This window comes from Amycolatopsis sp. NPDC003865, assembly GCF_053605345.1.
This window is the reverse complement of the sequence record NZ_JBSGJA010000028.1, coordinates 63,060-85,288: the sequence shown is the minus strand read 5'-3', so window position 1 is coordinate 85,288 and position 22,229 is coordinate 63,060. Positions and strand designations below refer to the sequence as shown.

25 protein-coding genes are annotated in these 22,229 nt (G+C 72.6%); 18 read left to right on the top strand and 7 right to left on the bottom strand.

Going from position 1 to position 22,229, the window contains the following annotated elements; translation table 11 throughout:
• From ACWEVP_RS43405 to mptB, 4 genes are read left to right on the top strand one after another with little or no spacing between them, the layout of a single operon-like run.
• Positions 1 to 1,026 (top strand): ABC transporter permease, encoded by a 1,026-nt coding sequence (locus tag ACWEVP_RS43405; protein ID WP_452068431.1) that lies wholly within the window; start codon positions 1 to 3, stop codon positions 1,024 to 1,026.
• Positions 1,023 to 1,919: an ABC transporter permease gene (locus ACWEVP_RS43400; protein WP_452068430.1), complete on the top strand. Its 897-nt coding sequence runs from the start codon at positions 1,023 to 1,025 to the stop codon at positions 1,917 to 1,919. The genes ACWEVP_RS43405 and ACWEVP_RS43400 overlap by 4 nt, the downstream gene beginning before the upstream one ends.
• On the top strand, positions 1,916 to 3,565 hold the full coding sequence (nikE, locus tag ACWEVP_RS43395; protein ID WP_452068429.1) for a nickel ABC transporter ATP-binding protein NikE: 1,650 nt from the start codon (positions 1,916 to 1,918) through the stop codon (positions 3,563 to 3,565). The genes ACWEVP_RS43400 and nikE overlap by 4 nt, the downstream gene beginning before the upstream one ends.
• A gap of 47 nt (positions 3,566 to 3,612) precedes the next feature.
• On the top strand, positions 3,613 to 5,148 hold the full coding sequence (gene mptB, locus ACWEVP_RS43390; RefSeq protein WP_452068428.1) for a polyprenol phosphomannose-dependent alpha 1,6 mannosyltransferase MptB: 1,536 nt from the start codon (positions 3,613 to 3,615) through the stop codon (positions 5,146 to 5,148).
• Here mptB and ACWEVP_RS43385 read toward each other — a convergent pair.
• From ACWEVP_RS43385 to ACWEVP_RS43375, 3 genes are read right to left on the bottom strand one after another with little or no spacing between them, the layout of a single operon-like run.
• A complete protein-coding gene (locus ACWEVP_RS43385) occupies positions 5,145 to 5,546 on the bottom strand; it encodes a TIGR03668 family PPOX class F420-dependent oxidoreductase (RefSeq protein ID WP_452068427.1) in 402 nt (133 codons plus the stop codon). The genes mptB and ACWEVP_RS43385 overlap by 4 nt on opposite strands.
• On the bottom strand, positions 5,543 to 6,442 hold the full coding sequence (locus tag ACWEVP_RS43380; protein WP_452068426.1) for a S66 peptidase family protein: 900 nt from the start codon (positions 6,440 to 6,442) through the stop codon (positions 5,543 to 5,545). The genes ACWEVP_RS43385 and ACWEVP_RS43380 overlap by 4 nt, the downstream gene beginning before the upstream one ends.
• A complete protein-coding gene (locus ACWEVP_RS43375) occupies positions 6,439 to 8,358 on the bottom strand; it encodes a prolyl oligopeptidase family serine peptidase (protein WP_452068425.1) in 1,920 nt (639 codons plus the stop codon). The genes ACWEVP_RS43380 and ACWEVP_RS43375 overlap by 4 nt, the downstream gene beginning before the upstream one ends.
• A gap of 76 nt (positions 8,359 to 8,434) precedes the next feature.
• Between ACWEVP_RS43375 and ACWEVP_RS43370 the strand changes: the two genes are divergently transcribed.
• The 7 genes from ACWEVP_RS43370 (at position 8,435) to ACWEVP_RS43340 (ending at position 13,987) form a co-directional block, all read left to right on the top strand.
• Positions 8,435 to 9,010 (top strand): DUF3090 domain-containing protein, encoded by a 576-nt coding sequence (locus tag ACWEVP_RS43370; protein ID WP_364456423.1) that lies wholly within the window; start codon positions 8,435 to 8,437, stop codon positions 9,008 to 9,010.
• Positions 9,011 to 9,012: 2 nt separating this feature from the next.
• The gene (locus ACWEVP_RS43365) at positions 9,013 to 9,816 is read left to right on the top strand and encodes an SCO1664 family protein (RefSeq protein ID WP_452068424.1); all 804 of its coding nucleotides are present in this window, start codon (positions 9,013 to 9,015) and stop codon (positions 9,814 to 9,816) included.
• Positions 9,801 to 10,685 (top strand): aminoglycoside phosphotransferase family protein, encoded by an 885-nt coding sequence (locus ACWEVP_RS43360; RefSeq protein WP_452068423.1) that lies wholly within the window; start codon positions 9,801 to 9,803, stop codon positions 10,683 to 10,685. The genes ACWEVP_RS43365 and ACWEVP_RS43360 overlap by 16 nt, the downstream gene beginning before the upstream one ends.
• A gap of 50 nt (positions 10,686 to 10,735) precedes the next feature.
• Positions 10,736 to 11,551 (top strand): DUF3097 domain-containing protein, encoded by an 816-nt coding sequence (locus ACWEVP_RS43355; RefSeq protein WP_452068422.1) that lies wholly within the window; start codon positions 10,736 to 10,738, stop codon positions 11,549 to 11,551.
• 84 nt (positions 11,552 to 11,635) lie between these two features.
• Complete coding sequence (locus tag ACWEVP_RS43350; RefSeq protein WP_452068421.1) at positions 11,636 to 12,070, top strand: NfeD family protein; 435 nt, start codon at positions 11,636 to 11,638, stop codon at positions 12,068 to 12,070.
• Positions 12,067 to 12,555 (top strand): SPFH domain-containing protein, encoded by a 489-nt coding sequence (locus tag ACWEVP_RS43345; RefSeq protein WP_452068420.1) that lies wholly within the window; start codon positions 12,067 to 12,069, stop codon positions 12,553 to 12,555. The genes ACWEVP_RS43350 and ACWEVP_RS43345 overlap by 4 nt, the downstream gene beginning before the upstream one ends.
• Positions 12,556 to 12,646: 91 nt before the next feature.
• A complete protein-coding gene (locus tag ACWEVP_RS43340) occupies positions 12,647 to 13,987 on the top strand; it encodes an SPFH domain-containing protein (RefSeq protein WP_364456850.1) in 1,341 nt (446 codons plus the stop codon).
• Between the two features lie 60 nt (positions 13,988 to 14,047).
• On the opposite strand, the gene ACWEVP_RS43335 is transcribed toward ACWEVP_RS43340, so the two are convergent.
• The gene (locus ACWEVP_RS43335) at positions 14,048 to 15,391 is read right to left on the bottom strand and encodes an MFS transporter (protein ID WP_452068419.1); all 1,344 of its coding nucleotides are present in this window, start codon (positions 15,389 to 15,391) and stop codon (positions 14,048 to 14,050) included.
• Positions 15,392 to 15,554: 163 nt separating this feature from the next.
• On the opposite strand from ACWEVP_RS43335, the gene ACWEVP_RS43330 reads away from it, so the two are divergent.
• The 6 genes from ACWEVP_RS43330 to ACWEVP_RS43305 all read left to right on the top strand — a co-directional run bounded on the left by ACWEVP_RS43330 (position 15,555) and on the right by ACWEVP_RS43305 (position 19,670).
• Positions 15,555 to 16,172 carry an acyl-CoA-like ligand-binding transcription factor gene (locus tag ACWEVP_RS43330; RefSeq protein WP_452068418.1) on the top strand — a complete coding sequence of 206 codons (618 nt, stop codon included), beginning with the start codon at positions 15,555 to 15,557 and terminating at the stop codon, positions 16,170 to 16,172.
• 72 nt (positions 16,173 to 16,244) lie between these two features.
• Complete coding sequence (locus ACWEVP_RS43325; RefSeq protein ID WP_452068417.1) at positions 16,245 to 17,768, top strand: FAD-dependent monooxygenase; 1,524 nt, start codon at positions 16,245 to 16,247, stop codon at positions 17,766 to 17,768.
• A gap of 26 nt (positions 17,769 to 17,794) precedes the next feature.
• Positions 17,795 to 18,181, top strand: a complete 387-nt coding sequence (locus tag ACWEVP_RS43320) for a VOC family protein (protein WP_452068416.1) — start codon at positions 17,795 to 17,797, stop codon at positions 18,179 to 18,181.
• On the top strand, positions 18,181 to 18,498 hold the full coding sequence (locus tag ACWEVP_RS43315; protein ID WP_452068415.1) for a metalloregulator ArsR/SmtB family transcription factor: 318 nt from the start codon (positions 18,181 to 18,183) through the stop codon (positions 18,496 to 18,498). The genes ACWEVP_RS43320 and ACWEVP_RS43315 overlap by 1 nt, the downstream gene beginning before the upstream one ends.
• A complete protein-coding gene (locus ACWEVP_RS43310; RefSeq protein WP_452068414.1) occupies positions 18,495 to 18,959 on the top strand; it encodes an SRPBCC family protein in 465 nt (154 codons plus the stop codon). Before ACWEVP_RS43315 ends, ACWEVP_RS43310 begins: the two co-directional genes overlap by 4 nt.
• Before the next feature lie 102 nt (positions 18,960 to 19,061).
• Positions 19,062 to 19,670, top strand: coding sequence for a TetR/AcrR family transcriptional regulator (locus ACWEVP_RS43305; RefSeq protein ID WP_452068413.1), 609 nt, complete (start codon positions 19,062 to 19,064; stop codon positions 19,668 to 19,670).
• Here ACWEVP_RS43305 and ACWEVP_RS43300 read toward each other — a convergent pair.
• Together ACWEVP_RS43300 and ACWEVP_RS43295 are read right to left on the bottom strand one after the other, a co-directional pair.
• Complete coding sequence (locus ACWEVP_RS43300) at positions 19,650 to 20,426, bottom strand: SGNH/GDSL hydrolase family protein (protein WP_452068412.1); 777 nt, start codon at positions 20,424 to 20,426, stop codon at positions 19,650 to 19,652. The genes ACWEVP_RS43305 and ACWEVP_RS43300 overlap by 21 nt on opposite strands.
• A gap of 64 nt (positions 20,427 to 20,490) precedes the next feature.
• Complete coding sequence (locus ACWEVP_RS43295) at positions 20,491 to 21,000, bottom strand: CGNR zinc finger domain-containing protein (RefSeq protein WP_452068411.1); 510 nt, start codon at positions 20,998 to 21,000, stop codon at positions 20,491 to 20,493.
• A 25-nt stretch (positions 21,001 to 21,025) separates the two neighbouring features.
• Between ACWEVP_RS43295 and ACWEVP_RS43290 the strand changes: the two genes are divergently transcribed.
• Positions 21,026 to 21,187 (top strand): hypothetical protein, encoded by a 162-nt coding sequence (locus ACWEVP_RS43290; RefSeq protein WP_452068410.1) that lies wholly within the window; start codon positions 21,026 to 21,028, stop codon positions 21,185 to 21,187.
• Position 21,188: 1 nt separating this feature from the next.
• On the opposite strand, the gene ACWEVP_RS43285 is transcribed toward ACWEVP_RS43290, so the two are convergent.
• Positions 21,189 to 22,220 carry a site-specific integrase gene (locus tag ACWEVP_RS43285; protein WP_452068409.1) on the bottom strand — a complete coding sequence of 344 codons (1,032 nt, stop codon included), beginning with the start codon at positions 22,218 to 22,220 and terminating at the stop codon, positions 21,189 to 21,191.
• Positions 22,221 to 22,229 lie beyond the last annotated feature (9 nt).

Below are 22,229 nucleotides of genomic sequence, written 5' to 3'. Positions count from 1 at the left end.
ATGACCACGCCCGACCAGGCCGCGGTGCTCGTCGACACGGGTGAGCACCGCGGCGGGACCGGCACCGCCCGGTTCGTGCTGCGGAAGGTGATCGAAGCCGTCATCAGCGTCCTGCTGGTGATCGTGCTGTTCTTCTTCCTCTTCCGGATGCTGCCGGGCGACCCGGTCGCGGCGATGACCCGCGACCGCGTCACCAGCCCCCAGCAGATCGCCGAGCTGCGCGAGAAGATGGGCGTCGACAAGCCCGTCTTCGTCCAGTTCGGGGACTACTTCTGGAACCTGCTGCACGGCGACCTCGGCGAGTCCCGGCTGCTCAACAACGGCCGCCCGGTCGCCGACATGATCGGCGAACGGCTCTGGCCGACCATCCTGCTCGTCGGCAGCGCCACCGTCCTGGCCGTGCTCATCGGCCTGTGGCTGGGCATCCGCGCAGCCTGGCGCCGCGACAGCTTCTTCGACCGCAGCCAGACCGGCATCGCGCTGACCCTCTGGTCGGTCCCGCAGTTCTGGCTCGGCCTGATGCTGCTCGTGGTGACCAACGGGCTGTTCCCCAGCCGCGGCATGCACTCCCCGGACGCCGCGCCCGACTTCCTGTCCCAGACGCTCGACGTCCTGCACCACCTCGTGCTGCCGTGCGTGACGCTGCTGGCGGTGTTCTACGCCCAGTACATGCTGATCATGCGCTCGTCGCTGCTGGGGGAGATGAACGCCGACTACCTCACCACCGCCCGCGCCAAGGGCCTGCGCGACGACCTCGTCCGCCGCCGCCACGCCGTCCCCAACGCCCTGCTGCCGACCACCACGCTGGTGTTCATGCAGTTCGGCCAGGTCGTCGCCGGCGCGGTCACCGTCGAGGCCGTGTTCAGCTGGCCCGGTCTCGGGCAGCTGACCTACGACGCCCTGCACGGGCCCGACCTGCCCGTCCTGCAGGGCGTGTTCACCGTGCTGGCCAGCGCCGTGGTGCTGATGAACCTGCTCGCGGAACTGCTCTACCGCGTGCTCGACCCCAGGGTGCGTACCTCATGACCACCGCCGAGACACCCCGGCAGATCGCCTGGGCCCGCCGCCGCGCGTCACTGGCCAGGACCTGGCGGGAGTTCGCCGCCCAGCGGGCCGCGCTCGCCGGGCTCGTCCTGCTCGGCGCCACGGTGCTCGTCGCCCTGCTGCTGCCACTGATCAGCGACGAAAGCGGCCTGGACGTCACCAAGGCCACCGGGCAGCCGCTGGCCCCGCCCGACGGCGACTTCTGGCTCGGCACCGACAACTTCGGCCGCTCGGTGCTGCTGATGACCGTCTGGGGCAGCCGGATCTCCCTGCTCGTCGGGTTCTCCGCGGCGCTGCTGTCGGTCGTCATCGGCACGCTCATCGGCATCACCGCCGCCCACTTCGGCGGCTGGGTGTCGGCGACGCTGCTGCGGTTCACCGACTTCTTCCTGGTCCTGCCCTCGCTGATCCTCGCGATCGCGCTCTCGGCGGTGCTGCCCAAGGGCGTCGGCACGATCATCGTCGCCATCGGCCTCACCGCCTGGCCCAGCACCGCCCGGCTGGTCCGCGCCCAGACGCTGACCATCGAAAGCCGCCCCTACATCGAACGCGCCCACGCCCTCGGCGGCGGCCACCTGCACATCATCGGCCGGCACGTCCTGCCCGGCGTGATGCCGCTGGTCCTGGCCAACACCACCCTCGTCGTCGGCAACGCCGTCATCGCCGACGCGACCCTGTCCTTCCTCGGCGTCGGCGACCCCAACTCCATCACCTGGGGCCTGGTGCTGGAGAACGCGCTCAACAACGGCGCCATCAGCCGCGGCGCCTGGTGGAACGTCCTCCCGCCCGGTATCGCGATCGTCCTCGTCGTCCTCTTCTTCACCCTGGTCGGCCGGGGCCTGGAGACCGTGTTCAACCCGAGGTTGAAGAAGTGACCACCCCGCTGCTGCAGCTCAAGGACCTCAACGTCACCTACGCGGTGGGCGAGCAGGACGTCCCCGCCGTGCGCGGGGTCGACCTCACCCTCGACCCCGGCGGCACCCTCGGCGTCGCGGGGGAGTCCGGCTCCGGCAAGTCGACCGTCGCGATGAGCGTGCTGCGGCTGCTGCCGCGCACGGCGAAGATCACCGGCGAGATCCTCCTCGACGGCGAAGACGTCACCGCCATGAAGTGGGGCCGCCTGCGCGCGGTCCGCTGGGCCGAGGCGTCGGTGGTGTTCCAGGGCGCCATGCACGCGCTCAACCCCGTCCGCAAGATCGGCGAGCAGATCGCCGAGCCGCTGCGGCTGCACCCGCCCACGGGCGGGGCGCTCACCGACGCCCAGGTCGACGCCCGCGTCGCCGAGCTCCTCACCCAGGTCGACCTGCCCGCGAGCCGGGCCGGCGCCTACCCCCACGAGCTCTCCGGCGGGCAGAAGCAGCGCGTCATGATCGCCATGGCACTGGCCTGCTCGCCCCGGCTGATCATCGCCGACGAGCCGACCACCGCCCTGGACGTCATCGTCCAGGCCCAGGTCCTCGCCCTGCTGTCCCGGCTGGTCGCCGAGCAGGACATCGGCCTGATCATGATCAGCCACGACCTGTCGGTGCTGGCCTCGACCTGCGAGCGCATCGCCGTGATGTACGACGGGCAGATCGTCGAGGAAGGCCCCAGCGCCGAGGTGATGGGCTCACCTCGCCACGAACACACGCGAGCACTGGCCGCGGCGTTCCCCACGGTCGGCGACCCGGTGTCCCGGTTCGCGCCCGCGACCAGCGCCCCGCTGCCGCCCGAACCGTCGGAACGGGTGGTGGGAGAGCCGCTGCTGGCCGCGGAGAACCTGCGCGTGTCCTTCCGCGACCGCACCGGCAAACGCATCGACGCCGTCGCCGGGGTCGACCTCACGGTGGCGCGCGACGAGATCGTCGCCCTGGTCGGCCAGTCCGGCTCCGGCAAGACGACGCTCGCCCGCACCCTGCTCGGCCTGCAGAAACCCGACTCCGGCGTGGTCCGCTACGACGGCAGGCCGGTGCCTTCGGGCGGGGCGGGGCTCAAGGCCTACCGCCGCCAGGTCCAGCTGGTCCTGCAGGACCCGACGAGCGCGCTGAACCCGGCGCACACGGTGTACGAGGCCGTCGCCGAGGGGCCCCGGATCCACAAGCTCGCCGACGAGCGGGCGGTCGTGTACCGGGCGCTGGAGGCCGCGGAACTGCGGCCGGCGGAGAAGTACGCCGACCGGCTCCCGCACCAGCTCTCCGGCGGCCAGCGCCAGCGCGTCGTCATCGCCGGGGCGCTCGCGCTGGAGCCGTCGGTGGTGGTGGCCGACGAACCGGTCGCCTCGCTCGACGCGTCCGTGCGCGGGGAGATCCTCGGGCTGCTGCTGCGGCTGCGGCGCGAACTCGGCCTCGCCGCTCTGGTGATCACCCACGACCTGGGGCTGGCCTGGAACATCGCCGACCGCGTCGCCGTGATGTACCGCGGCGAGCTCGTCGAAACCGGGACGGTGGAACAGGTCCTGCTCGACCCGCGGCACGAATACACGAAGTCCCTCCTGGCCGCCCTCCCCGGCGGCACGGCCCAGCGCCGCACGGTGGAAACCTGACACTGCGGGAACCCCGCGCGAGCGCGGTGTGTAATCTCCGAACGGAAATGGCGACCACCACCGACCCCACACAGACGCCCTCGGCCGGGCTGGCCGAGCGGCTTCGCGTGCCCTCGCGATTCCCGTACCGCACGATCGCCATGGGCACGGTCGGCAGCACGCTGCTCATGCTGGCCGCGTTCGGCGCCGGCGGCATCCTGATCAAGGACCCCGTGCTCGGCCACGGCCCGCTCTCCTGGATCCGCTACGGCCACGGGCGCATGCTCGCCAACGCCGTCCTCTACGCCGGCTTCGGCCTCGTCGTGTGGGCCTGGGTCCGCCTCGGCCGCTACGTGCTGGCCGGGCGCATCGGCAGCCGCCCCATCCTGGTCGCCGCCGGCTGCTGGATGGCGCCGCTGCTCATCTCGCCACCGCTGTTCACCCGCGACGTCTTCTCCTACCTCGGCCAGGGCGCCCAGCTGCTCTACGGGCTCGACCCGTACGCCAACGGCCCCGCCGAGCTCGACGTGCTGCCGAACGTGGTGCAGAACGTCCACCCGCTCTGGCAGACCACGCCCGCCCCGTACGGGCCGCTGTTCCTGCTCATCTCCAAGGGCGTCGTCGCCACCACCGGCGACAACATGATCCTCGGCGTCATCCTCATGCGCGTCGTGCTGCTGGCCGGCCTCGCCGGGACGCTGTGGGCGCTGCCGCGGCTGGTCAAGCACCTCGGCGGCAAGCTCCCGGTCGCGCTGTGGCTCGCGGTCGCCAGCCCGATGATGGTGATCCACCTCTTCGGCGGCCCGCACAACGACCTGATGATGCTCGCGTTCCTCACCATCGGCGTCCTGGCCGCCCTGGAGCGCAAGCACGTGGCCGCGGTCGTCCTGGTCACGATCGGCATGCTGATCAAGCCGACGGCGGCGATCGCGCTGCCGTTCATCGTCTGGATGTGGGCCAACCACCTCGAAGGCGAGTCGAAGGTCCGCAACTTCCTGCGCGCCGGCGCCGCCTCGGTCGGGCTGTTCCTGCCGGTGTTCGTGGCGGGCACGTGGATCTCACTCGGCTCGCTGAACCTGGGCTGGTGGTCCGGGCTCAAGGCCCCGCAGCTCATCGCGAACTGGCTGAACATCCCCACCGGCATCGGCGAGGTGTTCTACAACCTGGTCCACATCGTCGTGGACGTCCAGGTGTCGCCGTTCGTGACGGTCGCCCGCGCGGCGGGCATGCTGGTCCTGATCGGCTTCGGCATCCGCCAGTGGTGGCTCGGCCGCGGCGGCGGCACGGAAGCGGTCTACCGGGCCGGGATCTCGCTGCTCGCGGTCGCGATCCTCATGCCGCCGACCCTGCCGTGGTACCTGACCTGGGGCTTCGTGCTCCTGTCGGCGTTCAAGTGGCAGCCCCGCCACCTCGCGCTGGTCGTGGCGGTGTCGGTGTTCGTGACCCTGGTCTACTACCCGACCGGCGAGCAGGCGCTGTACGACTGGTGGTTCATCGCGCTGGTCGTCGTGGCCAGCCTGTACTCGGCGGCGTCGCTGCTGCGGCCGGACCCGCTGGGCATCATCGACGCCTGGCGCCGCCCCGAGAAGTTCCTCCGCGACTAGGAACCGGCCCAGCCGCTCCACTTGCGCACCCGGGTGACCACCACCGCGTGCTCCGGCGGCCGTTCCCGGTACTGCGCGTACTTCTCCACCAGCCACGACACCGGCTCGGCACCCGGCGACAGCACCCGAGCCGTGCCGTCCGCGCGCGCCCACCACAGCCGTGACCAGTCCTCGTCGTAGCCGTCGGCCAGGAAGCACACGGCCGGGTTCTCCTCGATGTTGCGCAGCCGCCGCAGCGACGTCGTCGACTTCGGCTTGTGGTCGACCGCGAACACCACCTGATCACCCCGGACCGCGAAGGTCACCGGCACCAGGTGCGGCACGCCGTCGCCCGACACCGTCGCCAGCCGCGCGACCCGCGCGGCGGCGAAACGGTCCCGGGCTTCTCCGGGTGTCATGTCAACGCGGGGGAGTCGAAGGTGAGCGTCCCCAGGTCCGCGTCCAAGGTCACCGGCACGCCCAGCGGCAACGTCGGCGACGACGGCACGTGCCCGAACCCGAACTCCTCCAGCACCGGCACCCCCAGCGGCCCCAGCCGGTCCAGCAGCAGCGCCCGCACCTCCGCCGGGTCCCCGCACGCCGCCCACGACCCCAGCACGATCCCGCGGACCCCGGCGAACCAGCCGGCACGCAGCAGCTGCGTCAGCATCCGGTCCAGCCGGTACACGCTCTCCGTGACGTCCTCCAGCAGCACCACCGCGTCCCGCGCCGACCCCTGCTCCGGCGTCCCGAGCCCCGCCGCCAGCAGCGACAGGTTCCCGCCCGTCAACACCCCCGACGCCCGGCCCGGCACCAGCGCCGAACCACCGCGCACGACCACGTTCAGCTCGGGCTCGAACAACGACCGCCGCAGGTGCTCGACCGCGAAGTCGTCGAACAGCACGCTCGCCGGCATCGGCGAGAACAAAGTGGACAGTCCCAAGTGGACGTCCACGGCCCGGTGCAGCGCCGTGATGTCCGACGACCCGGCCAGCGCCTTCGGGCCCGCCTCCCGCAACGCCGCCCAGTCCACCAGGTCCAGCATCCGCTGCACGCCGTAGCCGCCGCGCGCGGCCAGCACGCACCGCACGCCCGGATCCAGCCACGCCTCGGTGAACTCTGCCGCGCGCGCGGCGTCCGAACCGGACAGGTACGGCGGCGACCCCGCCTCGGCCCGCACGCACGGCCCGATCCGCAGCTCGACACCCCAGCCGCGCAGTACCGGCACCGCCTTCTCCAGCAGGTCCGCCGGCACCGGCCCGGCCGGCGCCACCAGCGCGACCGTGTCGCCCGCACACAACCGAGGGGGCCTCATCGCGACAGCTCCAGCTTCGTCACACCCGGCGTCTCGAACCCGAACACCTGCCCGTAGAACGACAGCTCCGCCTCCAGCGCCGCGATGATCGTCGCGGCCTGCCGGAACCCGTGCTGCTCCCCGGCGAACCGCTGGTAGGCGTGCGGGATGCCGCGGCCGGCGAGCCCGGCCACGAACCGGTCCGCCTGCTCCGGCGGGCAGATCCGGTCCTCCAGGCCCTGCTGGAACAGCACCGGCCCGGCCAGCGACGCCGAGTTCGCCAGCGGCGACCGCTCGACGTACCGCTGCCGCGCCGAGGGCAGCGGCCCGATCAGCCCGTCCAGGTACCGCGACTCGAAGTCGTGCGTGTCGCCCTCGGTGCCGGTCCACCCGGCCAGGTCCAGCACCGGGTACATCACCGTGCCCGCCCGGTAGGTCTTCGTCGTCGTGAGCGACGCGGCCGCGGTGAACCCGCCCGCGCTGCCGCCGCGGATCGCCAGCCGGTCACCGTCGGCCAGCCCGGCCGCCACCAGCGCCTCGGCCACCGCGACGCAGTCGGCGACGTCGACCACGCCCCACTGCTCGCGCAGCCGCTCCCGGTAGGCGCGGCCGAACCCGGTCGACCCGCCGTAGTTCACCGCCGCCACGGCGATGCCACGGCTGGTGAAGTACGCGATCTCCAGGTTCAGCGCGGCGAAGTGCTGCCCGGTCGGGCCGCCGTGGACGTCCACCAGCAGCGGCGGCAGCTCACCATCGGGAGGCGCGAACTCCGGGTTCCGCGGCAGGTACAGCGCCACCGGCACGGTTTCGCCGTCCGCGGTGCTGAACACCCGCTCCTGCGGCTCCGGCAGGAACGCCGCGGGCAGCTCCGGCTGCGGCGTCAGGTCCGTCACCGCACCATCGGGGGAAACCCGCACGACGGCGGACTCCCGGGCCGGCCCGCCCGCGACGCCCACCACCTCGTCACCGAGGACGGCGAATCCCAGCGAAGACCAGGCCGTCAGGTCGCCGGTCACCGGCGTCACCGAGCCGTCGGCCTCGTCGAGCACCGCCAGCCGGCCCGAGGACAGCACGGCGTGCCGCCCGCCGCCGAGCGGGGCGAACCACCGCGACCCCACCTTCCACAGCGGCCCGCCGAACTCCTGCTCCACCGGCGCCAGGTTCACCACCGACCCGTCGAGGCCGACCCGGTGCAGGTTCCACCAGCCGTCCGGGTCCAGCAGCGCCAGCAGCGACGCCGGCGACTCCCACTCGACCTGGCACACCGAGACCTCCGGCCCGCCGGCCAGCACGCGGTGCGGCCCGAAGGTGCCGTCTTCGGCCACGGGAGCGACGCACAGCTCGGTCCCGTCCCACGGCATCGCCGGGTGGTCCCAGCCGAACCACGCCGCGTGCCGCCCGTCCGGCGCGAGCTTCGGCGCGGTCAGGAAGTGGTGGCTCGCGGCCAGCACCCGCTCGCCGCCGCCGTCCAGGGCGATCGCCACCAGCTCCCGCGCGACGTCGGTTGGGCGCGGCCCGGTGCCGCGCTCCCGCACCGCCCACACCTCACCGGGCCGCCCGGCCACCAGGTCGCCGTACCGCACGCCCTGGGGCTGCGCGGGCTCCGGCGTGACCGGCACGACACCGGTTTCGCCCACGGCGTAAACCCGCTGATCCGCCCAGTGCGTGAAGACCACCACACCGCCGGCGACCACCCACGGCCGCCCGCCGTACTCGTGCAGCCGGTTGCGGACGTTCCACGGCGCCGGCAGCACGTCCTGCGGGCCGTCGGCACCGGCCTTCACCAGGGCGACCCGGCCCTGCTCACCGGGCCGCGCCTCGGCCCACCACACCTCGCCGGAGACGACGTCGAGCCACTGCGGGCCGCCACCGGAGGCGGCCACCTCGGCGGCGGTGATGGGCGAGGACCAGGTTCCGTACGGGGAGATCCGAGACACCCCCAGAGGCTAGCGGCCCGCGAAGGTGGGGCGGCGGATGCCGATCATGCGCCCGTGGCCTAGGGTCGACAGTGCTATGTCTCGCGTAATCCACGTCTTCCGCCAGCCGGATCGGTTCGTCGCCGGCACCGTCGGCGAGCCCGGCGATCGCACGTTCTACCTCCAGGCTTCCGAGGACGTGCGCACCATCAGCGTCACGATCGAAAAGCAGCAGGTCGTCGTCCTCGCCGAACGCCTCAGCTCACTGCTCGAGGAGGTCGCCAGCCGCTTCGGCGCCGACGTGCCCGACGACGTCCCCGAGGACCTCGTCGACGTCGACCCCCTCACCGTGCCGGTCGAGGAGGAGTTCCGCGTCGGCACCATGGGCCTCGGCTGGGACGCCGACAGCAGCGCCGTCGTCATCGAGCTGCTCGCCATCACCGAGGGCGAGGTCGACGAAACGGTCGTGCTGGACGACACCGAGGAGGGCCCGGACGCCGTCCGCGTGTTCCTCAGCCCGGCCGCCGCCCGCGCCTTCGCCGAACGCGCCGACCGCGTCGTCAACGCCGGCCGCAAGCCCTGCCCGCTGTGCGGGGAGCCGCTGGACCCGAACGGGCACATCTGCCCCCGGCAGAACGGCTACCGGCGCGAGACCGAGGCGGACGAAGACTGACCATGGCCACGACCCCCGATCCGGCCGACCCGGCGTCCCGCGAGCTGGTCACCCACGGCCGCATCGACGTCGAAGGCCGCCTGGTCGACGCCTCCAACGTCACGCTGTTCTGCGCCATCGAACTCGACGGCGTCACCGGCCGGGTCGTCTACAAGCCGGTGTCGGGGGAGCGGCCGCTGTGGGACTTCCCCGACGGCACCCTGGCCGGGCGCGAGGTCGCCACCGCGATCATCAGCGACACCGCCGGCCTCGGCGCCATCCCGCCGACCGTGCTGCGCGACGGCCCGTTCGGCCCCGGCATGGTCCAGCTGTGGATCGAGACCACCGACGACGACCTCGTCGAAGTCCTCCCGCCCGACGAGGTCCCCGACGGCTGGCGGCCGGTGCTGCACGCCCACGACCGCCTCGGCGAACCCGCGGTGCTGGCCCACGCCGACCACGCCGGGCTGCGCGAGCTCGCCGTGCTCGACATCGTCGTCAACAACACCGACCGCAAGGGCGGCCACCTGCTGCCCGGCGTCGACGGCCGCGTCTACGGCTGCGACCACGGCATCTGCCTGCACACCGACCCCAAGCTGCGGACCGTCCTCTGGGGCTGGATCGGCGAGCCGGTGCCGCCGGACACCGTCGAGAAGCTGCGCAAGCTGCGCTCGGAGCTCGACGGCGGCCTCGGCACGACCCTGGCCGAGCACATCACCAAGTTCGAGATCCGGGCGCTGGCCGAGCGCACCGACGTGCTGCTGGCCGAGGGCATCTTCCCCGAACCCGGCGACGACTGGCGCGCCATCCCGTGGCCCCTGTTCTGATCGACGACGCCGCCCGCGCGCGGCTGGTCGACCGCTTCGGCGCCGAACTGGCCGAGCCGTGGTGCGACACGCTCCCGGACCTCGTCGCCCGGCTGAGCGCCCGGTGGAACCTTGACGTCCGCGAGGCCCGCCCCGGCAACACCGGCCGCACGCTGCTGTGCGCCGGTCCCGGCGGCGACCTGCGCGTGCTCAAGCTGACCCCGGACCCCGAGGTCGCCCAGCTCGAGTTCGCCGGGTTGAGTGCCTGGGCCGGCTGCTCCCGCGTCGTCCAGGTGCTCGACGCCGACCTCGACGCGAACGCGATCCTCCTCGAAGGCCTGGTTCCGGGCACCCAGCTCGACGGCGACGTCCCGTGGGCGGAGATCGGCGAGATGCTCGACCAGCTGCATTCGGTCGAACCGCGCGCCGAGTTCCGGCGGCTGGCCGAGGGCATCGAGTTCATCTTCACCCTCTCCGAACGCCGCCGCCGCGAAACGGCCGCCGCGGCGCACATGAGCGCCGAGATCCTCGACAAGGGCCGCCGGCGCGCTCTCGACCTCGCCGCCGGCGGCCCAGTCACGCTCATCCACGGCGACCTGCACCCGGCGAACGTCCTCGACGCGGGCCCCGGCCGCGGCGCCGTCGCCATCGACCCGCGGCCCGGCATCGGCGACCCGGCGCTCGACGCCGTCGACTTCGTCTACGTCCCGATGGCCCACGGCGGCACGATCGACGACGGCATCGCCGCCCTCGCCCCGCACGTGACCGGCTTCGACGCCGACCGCGTCCGCGCCTGGTGCGTCGCCATGGCCCCGCTCATCGCGCTGGCGCCGCTGCGGCGCGGGGAGCCGTCGCCGTTCACCGACCGGGTCCTCGAACTCGCCCGCTGACGGCGTGGCATGACCCGTCCGGGTGCTCGCGCCCACTAGGTTGCCTGGTCGTGCGCTCCCACTCGTATGACGACGTGCTCGCCGGCCCGCGCCGCAAGAAGGTGCCCGAAGTCCCGGCCGAACCCGGCCTGGTCGTCGAGGACCCGGCCAGCGGCTACTGCGGCGCGGTGGTGAAGATCGAGTACGGGAACGTCGTGCTCGAGGACGCCAAGGGCCGCCACCGCGTCTTCCCGCTCGCCCCCGCCGGGTTCCTGCTGGAGGGCAAGCCGGTCACGCTCGTGCCGTTCAAAGCCCCGGCGAAGGAGCCGGCCCGCCGGGTCTCGGCGTCCGGGTCGGTCCGCGTCGAAGGCCTGAAAGCCCGCGTCGCCCGCGACTCGCGGATCTGGGTGGAGGGCAAGCACGACGCCGAGCTGGTCGAACGCGTCTGGGGTCACGACCTGCGCGTCGAAGGCGTCGTCGTGGAACCCCTCGACGGCGTCGACGTCCTGGCCGACCGGATCGCCGAGTTCGGCACCGGCCCCGGGCGGCGGCTGGGTGTGCTCGTCGACCACCTCGTCCCCGGCAGCAAGGAGTCCCGGCTCGTCGAGGCGATCCGCGACGAGAACGTGCTGGTCACCGGCCACCCCTACATCGACGTCTGGGAAGCCGTGCGCCCCGCCGCCGTCGGGATCCGGGCGTGGCCGAAGATCCCGCGCGGCACCGAATGGAAGCAGGGGATCTGCGACGCGCTCGGCTGGGGGCAACCTTTCGAAGGCTGGCAACGTGTGCTGAGTGGAGTGAGCAGTTTCCGCGACCTCGAGACCCCGCTCATCGGGGCCGTGGAACGGCTCATCGACTTCGTCACCGAGCCGGCGGAAGAGGGCTGAATGTCCGAATTGTCCAAGGTCACGCGGAGGTCACGTCCCGTCACCACGCCGGTGCGAACCGGCGCGATCTGAGAGCATGAAGCCATGGCATGGGCAGTGGTCTGGTTGGTCGTCGGCATCGCCCTGATGATCGCGGAAGTCCTCTCCGGTGACTTCGTGCTGATCATGCTGGGCGTCGGTGCGCTGTTCGGCGCCGGAGCCGACGTGCTCACCGGGAACGTCTTCATCGACGTCGCCGTGTTCGCCGTCGCCTCCGTCGGCATGCTCGTGCTGGTCCGGCCCGCGCTCAAGCGCCGCTTCCTCGCCGGCACCGGGCACCGCACCGGCATCGAGGCCCTGATCGGCGCCCGCGCGGTCGTGGTGTCCACAGTGGACTACGAAACCGGGCAGGTGAAGCTGGCCGGCGACGTCTGGTCGGCCCGCAGCCTGTCGGAGCACCACCCGCCGATCCAGCCCGGCACGGCGGTCACCGTCGTCGAGATCTCCGGCGCCACCGCCGTCGTGTCGGCCGAGCCGTGAGCCTCGGCCTCGTCACCGTCGCGCAAGGCCGGGCCGCGGTGATCGAACGCGGCGGGCGCTTCCGCGCCGTGCTCGGCCCCGGCCGCCACTTCGTCGTGCCGTTCGCCGACCGGGTCCGCGCCCGCGTCGACCTCGGCGACCAGATCCTGTCCGCCCCGCCGCGCCCGGTCGAAACCGGCGACGGCCGCGAAGTCCTCATCGGCTTCGAGGTCGTCTTCGCCGTCACCGACCCGCGGCTGGCGACCTACGAGATCAGCAACCCGGCGTTCGCGATCGAACAGCTGACCACCACCGCCCTGCGGCAGGAGGCGAGCCTGACCACCGGCGAGCGCGCCGTCACCGCACCGGGGGAACTGCACCGTACAGTGTGGACGGTCCTGCACGACACCACCGGCCGCTGGGGCATCGCCGCGAAGGAGCTCAAGCTCGAGGTGAGCCCGCCCGCGGCGCCCGGACCACCGTCAACCGCGCAAGAATGGTACTAGGTAAGGGGAAGATCTCTTGACCACCACAGTAGCGATCGTCGTGGTCGTCTTACTGGCTCTCTTCGTGATCATCACGGTAGCCAAGGCGATCATGGTCGTGCCGCAGGCGCAGTCGGCGGTGATCGAGCGGCTGGGCCGGTTCCGCACGGTGGCCTCGCCCGGCCTCACCTTCCTGGTGCCGTTCCTGGACAAGGTGCGCGCCCGGATCGACCTGCGCGAGCAGGTCGTCTCGTTCCCGCCGCAGCCGGTGATCACCGAGGACAACCTGACGGTGTCGATCGACACCGTCGTCTACTTCCAGGTGACCGACTCCCGCGCCGCGGTGTACGAGATCTCCAACTACATCGTCGGTGTCGAGCAGCTGACCACCACCACGCTGCGCAACGTGGTCGGTGGCATGAGCCTCGAGCAGACCCTGACCTCGCGCGACTCCATCAACAGCCAGCTGCGCGGCGTCCTCGACGAGGCCACCGGCCGCTGGGGCATCCGCGTCGCCCGCGTCGAGCTGAAGGCGATCGACCCGCCGCCGTCCATCCAGGACTCGATGGAAAAGCAGATGCGCGCCGACCGTGAGAAGCGCGCCATGATCCTCACCGCCGAAGGCCAGCGGGAATCCGCGATCAAGACGGCGGAGGGCCAGAAGCAGAGCCAGATCCTCGCCGCCGAAGGGTCCAAGCAGGCCGCGATCCTCGCCGCCGAAGCCGAGCGGCAGTCCCGCATCCTGCGGGCGCAGGGTGAACGGGCCGCGCGGTACCTGCAGGCGCAGGGCCAGGCGAAGGCGATCGAGAAGGTGTTCGCCGCGATCAAGGCCGGCCGCCCGACGCCGGAGGTGCTGGCCTACCAGTACCTGCAGACGCTGCCGCAGATGGCCCAGGGCGACGCGAACAAGGTCTGGATGATCCCCAGCGACTACGGCAAGGCCCTCGAAGGCTTCGCCCGCGCGCTCGGCGCCCCCGGCGACGACGGCGTGTTCCGCTACGAGCCGCCGAAGGACGACGACGTCCCGGACAAGCCGGAGCTGGAGGACGAAGAGGTCCAGGGCTGGTTCGACACCTCCAGCGACCCGAAGGTCGCCGAGGCCGTGGCCGCCGCGGAAGCCGTGGCGCGCAAGGAGGTCCCGGCCCTCGGGGCCCCGTCCGCGCCGCCCGCGCGGCCGTCGATCCCGCGTCCGGTGCAGCAGCAGCCCGAGCCGGAGGCGGACGAGGAGCGCGGCACCGAGGTCGCGCCGGCCCCGCAGCAGCCGCAGCCGCTGCAGAACCCGCCCACCCCGCAGAGCGGCCAGCCGCTCCCGCAACCGCAGCAGCCGCCCCAGGGCGGCCAGTACCAGGGCCCGCCGCCGCAGTCCCCGCCGCCGGGCCAGTTCGGCGGCCCGCAGAACCCGGGCAGCGGCCCGTTCCCGCAGCAGCCCCCGTTCGGCGGCCCGCGCCGCTGACACGTCCGTGAGAAAGGGCCCGTCCACCGAATTCTGGTGGGCGGGCCCTTTTCCGTGGGTTCAGCGCCGGTAGACGGTCACGTCGTCGATGTCGGCCTTCGACCGGTCGCGCAGGAAGACCACGCACAGCACCGTGACCACCGCCGACAGGATGATGTAGCCCGAGATCGAGTACGGCGTCCCGGTCGTGTGCAGCAGCCACGTCGCCAGCAGCGGCGCCGGACCGCCCGCGAACACCGACGCCAGCTGGTAGCCCAGCCCCGCGCCGCCGTAACGCAGGTGCGTCGGGAAGCTTTCGCCGATCAACGCCGCCTGCGGCCCGTACTGCAGCGCGTGCGGGATGAACGACACGACCACCGCGACGAAGACCAGCGCGTGGTTGCCGTGCGCCAGGATCGTGAAGTACGGGAACGCGATCACGGCGGTCAACACCGCGCCCGCCAGGTACACCCGCTTGCGCCCGATCCGGTCCGACAGCGCCGAGAAGAACGGGATCAGCGCGAGTTCGCACGCGGCGCCGACGAGAACGGCGTTGAGCACGAACGTCTTGCTGAACTCGTGCCGCGACACGACGTAGATCAGCACGTAGCTGGTGAACAGGTAGAACGGCATCTGTTCGCTGAAGCGCACGCCGGCCGAGAGCAGGATCTCCCGCCAGTGGTGGCGGAGCGCGTCCAGCACCGGCGTCCGCGCGGTCTGCCGGTTTTCGACCAGCTTGGCGAACATCGGCGTCTCGAGGATCTTCAGCCGGATCACCAGACCGACCGCGACGAGCACCAGGCTGAGCAGGAACGGGATCCGCCAGCCCCAGGAGTCGAACGCGGCGGGGGAGAGGGTCGCCGACAGCAGCGTCATCCCGCCCGTGCCGAGCACGAGCCCGACCGGGACGCCGATCTGCGCGAAACTGCCGAGCAGCCCGCGTTTGCGCTGGTCACCCCATTCCATGGCGAGCAGGACCGACCCGCTCCACTCGCCGCCGATGGCGATGCCCTGGATCAGCCGCAGCAGCACCAGGATCAGCGGCGCGGCGAACCCGATGGCCGACGTCCCGGGCAGCATCCCGACAATGCCGGAGGAGATGCCCATCAGCAGCAGCGTGACGATCAGGGTGGCCTTGCGCCCGATCCGGTCGCCCCAGTGCCCGAAGATCGCGGCGCCGACCGGGCGGGCGGCGAACCCGACCGCGTAGGTGGCGAAGGACTGCATGGCGCCCGCGTAGGCGCTCGACGCGGGGAAGAACAGGTGCGGGAAGACCAGTGCCGCCGCGGTGTTGTAGAGGAAGAAGTCGTACCACTCGATGGTCGTGCCGATCGCGCTCGCCAGCGCCGCACGTCGTACCTGCACTTTCCCGGACTTGCTGTCCGGTTCCACCTTGTGAGTGACTCCGCTGTCGCCCAAAACCATGTCGCAACACCTCCAGTGACTGACGTCACACAACAGTGTGACGCCCGTCGACGGTTTCGGCGATCGATGGCCGGTATCTCGTCCAGTCGGTGATGAACGGTCCGCCCACACTTTGCCGAATCTGCAACTTTGCAGATTCGGCAAGTTCCGCTACGCTGGTCCCATGGACGCCAAAGGGCTGCGCGAGCGCAAGAAGCAGGAGACGCGCATCGCGCTGAGCTGGGCGGCCATCCGGCTCACGGTGGAACGCGGTTTCGACAACGTCCGGATCGAAGACATCGCCGCCGAGGCCGGGGTCTCCACCCGGACGTTCAGCAACTACTTCGGCAGCAAGGGCGAAGCCATCGTCGCCCGCCACCACGACCGGGCCCGCGCCATCGCCGAAGCGCTGCGGCAGCGACCCGACGGCGAGCCGATCTGGACGGCCATCACCGAAGCCGCCTTGGCCGGGTTCGCCCTCGGTGAGCCGGTCACCGGCGGGCGCCCGCCCGAGCAGGCGTGGGTCGAAGGCCTCCGGCTGATGGTCGCGGAACCCGCGCTGCAGGGCGAGTTCCAGAAAGCCGGCGCGGCGGCCGAAACCGAGATCGCGCTCGTCGTGGCCGAACGCACCGGCACCGACGCGGCCAAGGACGTCTACCCGCGGCTCGTCGCGGGCGTCGTCGGTGCCGCGCTCAACACCGTCACGCAGCAGTGGCTCCTGGCCGGCCGGCCCCAGTCGATGGAGGAGCTCCTGCGGGACGTGTTCGGCCGGCTGGCCGCCGGTCTGCCCGAACCACGCTGAATCCCACCGCCCTACGCCCGCCCACGTCGCCGGGTTTCTTCGTCATGCCCTTTCACCGCAAGGAGTTCCGCCATGGAAGACGTCGTCATCGCGGGCGCCGGGCCCAACGGCCTGATGCTCGCCTGTGAACTCGCCCTCGCCGGCATCCGCCCGCTCGTGCTGGAACGGCTGCCCGAGCCGACCGAGGAGAACCGCGCCAACGGGCTGGTCGGCCAGGTCGTGCGCCTGCTCGACCGCCGCGGCCTGCACGACCGCCTCGCCGGCCCGATCGGCCCGCCCGTCCCGGCGTTCGTCTTCGGCGCGATGCGCCTGGACCTCACGCTGCCCGAGCACAACTCGCTCAACATCCTCGGCGTGCCGCAGCGGCGCGTCGCGGCGATGCTCACCGAACGCGCCGGCGAGCTCGGCGTCGAGATCCGCCGGGGCCACGAGGTCACCGGCCTGACCCAAGACGCCGACGCCGTCACGATCGACTTCACCGGACCGGACGGTCCCGGCCGGCTCACCACCCGATACCTCGTCGGCGCCGACGGCGGCCGCAGCGTCACCCGCAAGCTCGCCGGCATCGGCTTCCCCGGTGTCACCGAGGACCGCACCCTGTCCCTCACCTCGAACGCCACCGTCCCGGCCGAGTTCGTCGACCGCGCGTCCGGCGGGCTGTCCGTGCCCGGCCACGGCGTCATCCCGCCGTTCTTCCACTACCGCACCGAAACCGGGCTCTTCGTCTACGCGCCGTTCCCCACCGGGCCGCTCGTCACGACGATGGAGTGGACCGACGACGAGGAACCCGCCGACGAGCCGGCGATGACCCTCGACGACCAGCGCGCGAGCATCGAGCGCGTGCTCGGCTTCGCGCTGCCGATCGGGCCGCCGCAGGGCGAGGGACCGCACCTGCTGCGGCGGCTGCGCGGGCGCAACACCCGGCTGGCCGACCGGTTCCGCGCCGGCCGGGTGCTGCTGGTCGGCGACGCCGCGCACGTCCACTCCGCGATCGGCGGCCCCGGCCTGAACCTCGGCCTGCAGGACGCCGTCGGCCTCGGCTGGAAGCTCGCCGCCGAACTGCACGGCTGGGCGCCCGCCGGCCTGCTCGACACCTACGAGAGCGAACGCCGCCCGGTCGCCGAGCGCGTCGTGATGCAGACCCAGGCCCAGTCCGCGCTGATCGCGCCCGGCCGGGACGTCACCGCGCTGCGGGAGCTGTTCGGCGAACTGCTGCGGCTGCCGGGCACCGTCCAGCACATCGCCGACCTGATGTCCGGCGCCGACGTCCGCTACGAACCCGGCACCGCCCACCCGCTCGACGGCCGGTGGGCCCCGGACCTGGTCCTGGCCGACGGCACCCGGCTGGCCGAGCTGACCCGCACCGCCCGGCCGCTGCTGCTGGACTTCACCGGCTCGCTCGCGGCCGAGCTGCACGGCTGGACCGATCGCGTCGACCTCGTCACCGGCCGGGCGGAGGCGGACGCGACCGCGATGCTGATCCGCCCCGACGGCTACGTCGCCTGGGCCTCCGGCTCGGCCGAACCCGACGACACCGACCGGAAGGCGCTGCGCGCGGCCCTCGAACGGTGGTTCGGCACCCCCGTTGACATGTAGGAGATCTCCTACGTATTGTCGGCGCCATGACGATCACCCACGTGCAGTTCCTGACCCTGCCCGTCGCCGACCACGCCCGCGCGCGCGACTTCTACGTCGGCAAGCTCGGCTTCGAAGCGCTGGTCGACCGCCGCACGCCGGAGGGCGGCCGGTTCGTGATGGTCGCCCCGAAGGGCGCGAAGACGGGCGTGGTGCTGACCGACCAGCAGGTCACCGGGGTCGAGCCGGGCCCGCGGCACTTCCAGCTGCAGACCACCGACCTCGACGCCGACGTCGCCGCGCTGCGGTCGGCCGGCGTCGAGGTCGCCGAGCCGGACGAGCGGCCGTGGGGGCGGGCGACGTCGTTCACCGACCTCGACGGCCACGCGATCGGCCTGCTCCAGCCGTCGGACTTCGGCAACGTGCCGAACTGATGCCGGTCAACGACGACGTCTTCGCCGCCCTCGCCAGCCCGGCGCGGCGCGAAGTCCTGCGGCTGCTGCTGGACGGTCCGATGGCGGCCGGCGCGATCGCCGAGCGGTTCGCCATGGCCCGGCCCAGCCTCTCCGAACACCTTCGGGTGCTTCGGCAGGCCGGCCTGGTCAGCGAGCAGCGGCAGGGCCGCAACCGCGTCTACCGTCTGGACGCGGCTCCGCTCGAAGAAGTCGCCGACTGGCTCACGCCCTACGAGCGCTTCTGGCGAAGCAAGCTCGCGAACCTGCGTGACCTGCTCGACGAGGAGGACCTGTGACCGACGACGACCCGACCGCGATCCACGTCGATCAGTTCCTCGCGCACCCGCCCCGCAAGGTCTGGCGCGCGCTCACCGAACCGGACCTGCTGGAACGCTGGATCAGCATGCCCAACGACATCAAACCCGTGGTGGGCCACCGGTTCGAGCTGCTGGCCGAGCCGGTGCCCGCCGCCGGGTTCGCCGGCGGCCCGGTGGCGTGCGAGGTCCTGGAGGTCGAGCCCGAACGCAAGCTCAGCATCCGCTGGGGTCCGCAGTGGACGGTCACCTGGCGGCTGGCACCGGAGGGCGCCGGTACCCGGCTGTTCCTGAGCCATGAGGGCTTCGACCCGGACGACGAGTTCCAGCGCGTCTCCCGGCGCATCATGGGCGGCGGCTGGCGTTCCCACGTGCCGCGCGCGCTGGCCCGGGTGCTGGACGCCCTCGACGACCCGGCCCGGGACCGATCCGGCCGGGAGTAGGCCGCCGAGCAGCGCCGCCGAGCAGCACGGAACCGTTGCCCCGAACGCCATCGGCCGTGGCTGTCGCCGGATCGGCCACCAGCAGCGCAGTACGATCGGGAGGTGACCCCCGCCGCCGCTGAGCCCACCGAGTCGAAACCGCTGCGCGCCGACGCCCGGCGCAACCGGGCACGCGTGCTGGAGGCGGCCGAAAGCGTGTTCGCCGCCAAGGGTACCGGGGCACCGACCGAAGAGGTCGCCCGCGCCGCCGGCGTCGGCATCGGCACGGTGTTCCGGCACTTCCCGACGAAGGAAGCCCTTCTCGAGGCCGTGCTGGTCGCCCGCCTGCACCGCTTCGCCGACGAGGCCGAAGCCGTCGTGGCGGCCGACTCGGCCGATCCGGGTGGGGCGTTCTTCACGTTCCTCGCCGGCTGGATCGAGATGTCCAGCGAGAAGAACGCCTACTTCGAGGCGCTCACCGCCGCCGGGGTCACCGTGCCGAAGGCGAAGTCCGAGATCGGCGGCCGGCTGCTCGGCGCGCTCGGGGTGCTGCTGTCGCGCGCCCAGGCCGCGGGCGCGGTCCGCGAGGACCTCGTCCCCGGCGAGCTGATCACGATCATCATCGGCGTGGCGAAGGCCGCCGAGTACGCCGGCCGGGACGCGCGGCTGCGCGACCGGGCCGTGACGATCCTCTTCGACGGTCTGCGCCCGTCAGCGGGGGAGCGGCGCTGAGTCCACCGGCGCCAGTTCCGGGCGCTTCGCGGTGAGGGTGTCCCCGGAGGATTCGCCGCGCAGCCGGCGGCGCACCCACGGCAGCGCGTGTTCGCGGGCCCACCGCAGGTTCTGGCCGCGGCGGGCAGCCGGGCTGAGCACCTCGCGCGGACCCAGCTCGGCGCCCTTGAGCGGGTGCTCGACGCCCAGTGCCGTCAGGACCGCGATGGCGACCTCGGTGTGGCCGTAGGCGTTGAGGTGCAGGCGATCCGGCGCCCAGAACCGCCGGTCGCGCAGCTGCCGCATGGCCCACATGTCCACCAGGTGCGCGCCGTGGCGGACGGCGATGGCGCGGACGAACTCGTTGTAGATCGCGACCCGCCCGCGCATCTTGCGGAACAACGCGTCCTCGACGCCGTCGACGCCGGTGAACAGCACCAGCTCGGCCCCGGTCGCGCGGATCCGGGCGACGGCGGTTTCGTAGTCGGCCATCAGCGCGTCGATGTCGACCTTCGGCCGCATCAGGTCGTTGCCACCGCCGTAGAGGGTGACGAGGTCGGGCGCCATGGCCAGGCCCGGCTCGAGCTGCTCGCCGAGGATCTGCGGCAGCAGCTTCCCGCGGATGGCGAGGTTGGCGTACCGGAAGCCCGGCTCGCGGCCGGCGAGCTGTTCGGCGACGCGGTCGGCCCAGCCGCGCACGCCGTTCGGGGCGGCCGGGTCTTCGTCCCCGACACCTTCGGTGAACGAGTCCCCCATGGCCACTAAGCGCTTGCTCATGCAGGCAGTCTAAGCGGGCGCCCGGCGTGCGCCTTCCGCCCGGGGCGGAAGCCCTGGCGAGCCGTTAAGCGCTGACCTGCCGGGCCCGGTGGTCGGCGACGTGCACCCGGGTCGCGCAGCGGGTCGAGCAGAACCGCCGCCGGCCGTTGCGGGACGTGTCGACGTACGCCGTTTCGCACCCTTCGCGGCCGCAGACGCCCAGGCGGTCAGGGGCTTCGCACACCAGGTGGGCCAGCCCGCCCGCGGTGTACGCGCGGACGCGGCCCACCGGCCCGGCGTCCTCGGCCGAGTAGTGCAGGTGCGGCGGCTTGCCGTCGTGGGTGGTGATGTACGGGCGGCACGCCGCTTCGGCCAGCAGGTCGTTGACCAGTTCCGGGCGGTCGGCCGGCTCGGCGGCGAACACCGGCCGCAACCGGCCGGCCCACGTCGCGATCCGCGTCGCTTCCTCGTCGGTCAGCGCGGGGATGGACATGCCGTTGCGGACCATCCCGGCCAGCAGCTCGCTCGCCGACCCGGCGTTCACCAGGTCGGCGGCCACGAGCGCGGCCGCGCCACCGTAAGGGTTGAAGTGCACAAAGTCATTACAGCACGATCGGGACATGGACGGAAACCGCTGCCCCCGCTGCGGCTGGCCACTCGCCGAACTGCCGGCGAGCGCGGCCCGGCCCGCCACCCACCGGCTCGACTACGTGCGCTGCGTCTGCGGCAGCTGGCTCGCCCGCCTCGACGGCGAGGTCGTCGGCGCCACGCGGACGCCGTGACTCACAGGTCGAGCACGCCCGCGGCGTTGTCGTCCCACTGGTCGACGCGGCGGATGTACTCGTACAGCGCACGGCTGCCGCGCACCCACCGGCCCTGGTCGGCGATCGCGAGGTCGTCGGCCCCGGCCCGGCGGGCCTCGGTGGCGAACCCGGACCGCAGCGAGTGCCCGGTCACCGGGTACGGCAGGCCCGCGCGGACGCCCGCGCGGGTGAGGATCTGGTTGACGCCGGTGGTGCTCAGCGGCGGCTCGCCGACGTTGCCGTGCCGGTCGACCCGGCGGAACGCGGGACCCTCGGCGATCCCCGCTCCCGAGCGCCACGCGTGCCACGCCCGCACCGGGTCGGTGTCGGGGTTCTCGCGCCGCGGGACGACCATGGCGCCGGTGCTCTTGCCGTGCCGCACGGTCACCGCCAGCCCCCGGTCGTCGACCGGCTCGACGTCGGTGACCAGCAGGTTCGCCAGGTCGGAGCACCGGGCGGCGATCGGGAACCCGATCAGCAGCATCGCCCGGTCGCGGGCGCCGGCCAGGGTGTCCGGGCAGGCCCGCGACATCGCCCGCAGGTCGGTGAGGGTGACCATGGTCGCCTTGCCGCGGCCGCGCTGGATGCCGTCCCTGGCCAGCCGCTGCCGGTAGCCCTTCAGCGCCCGCCACGCGGCGCGGCTCGCTTCGGGGTCGACGAAGACTTTGTGGTGGCGCAGCCCGGCGAGGGCGCCGGTGAGCCGCCGTTCGATCGTCGAGGGCGCCGCCGGAGCGGCCCGCTCGGGCACTTCGGGCACGGCGCGTTCGGCGGGCCGCAGGGTCCGGCCGCGTTCGAGCCAGACGACGAACCCGGTGAGCGCGCCGATCGACGCCGACAGCGGCGGGATCCCGGCTTCGGCGGTGTAGTCCTGCCAGACCTGCCAGTCCTGGGCGTAGGCCTTGAGCGTGTTGGGCGGCCGTTGCTCGTCGACGTGCCGCGCGGCGGCCTCGTCCAGCAGGGCGAGCCGCTCCTGCGGGCTCAGGGCGGCGGTCACCGGTTCCAGCTCGGGCACGCGCCGAGG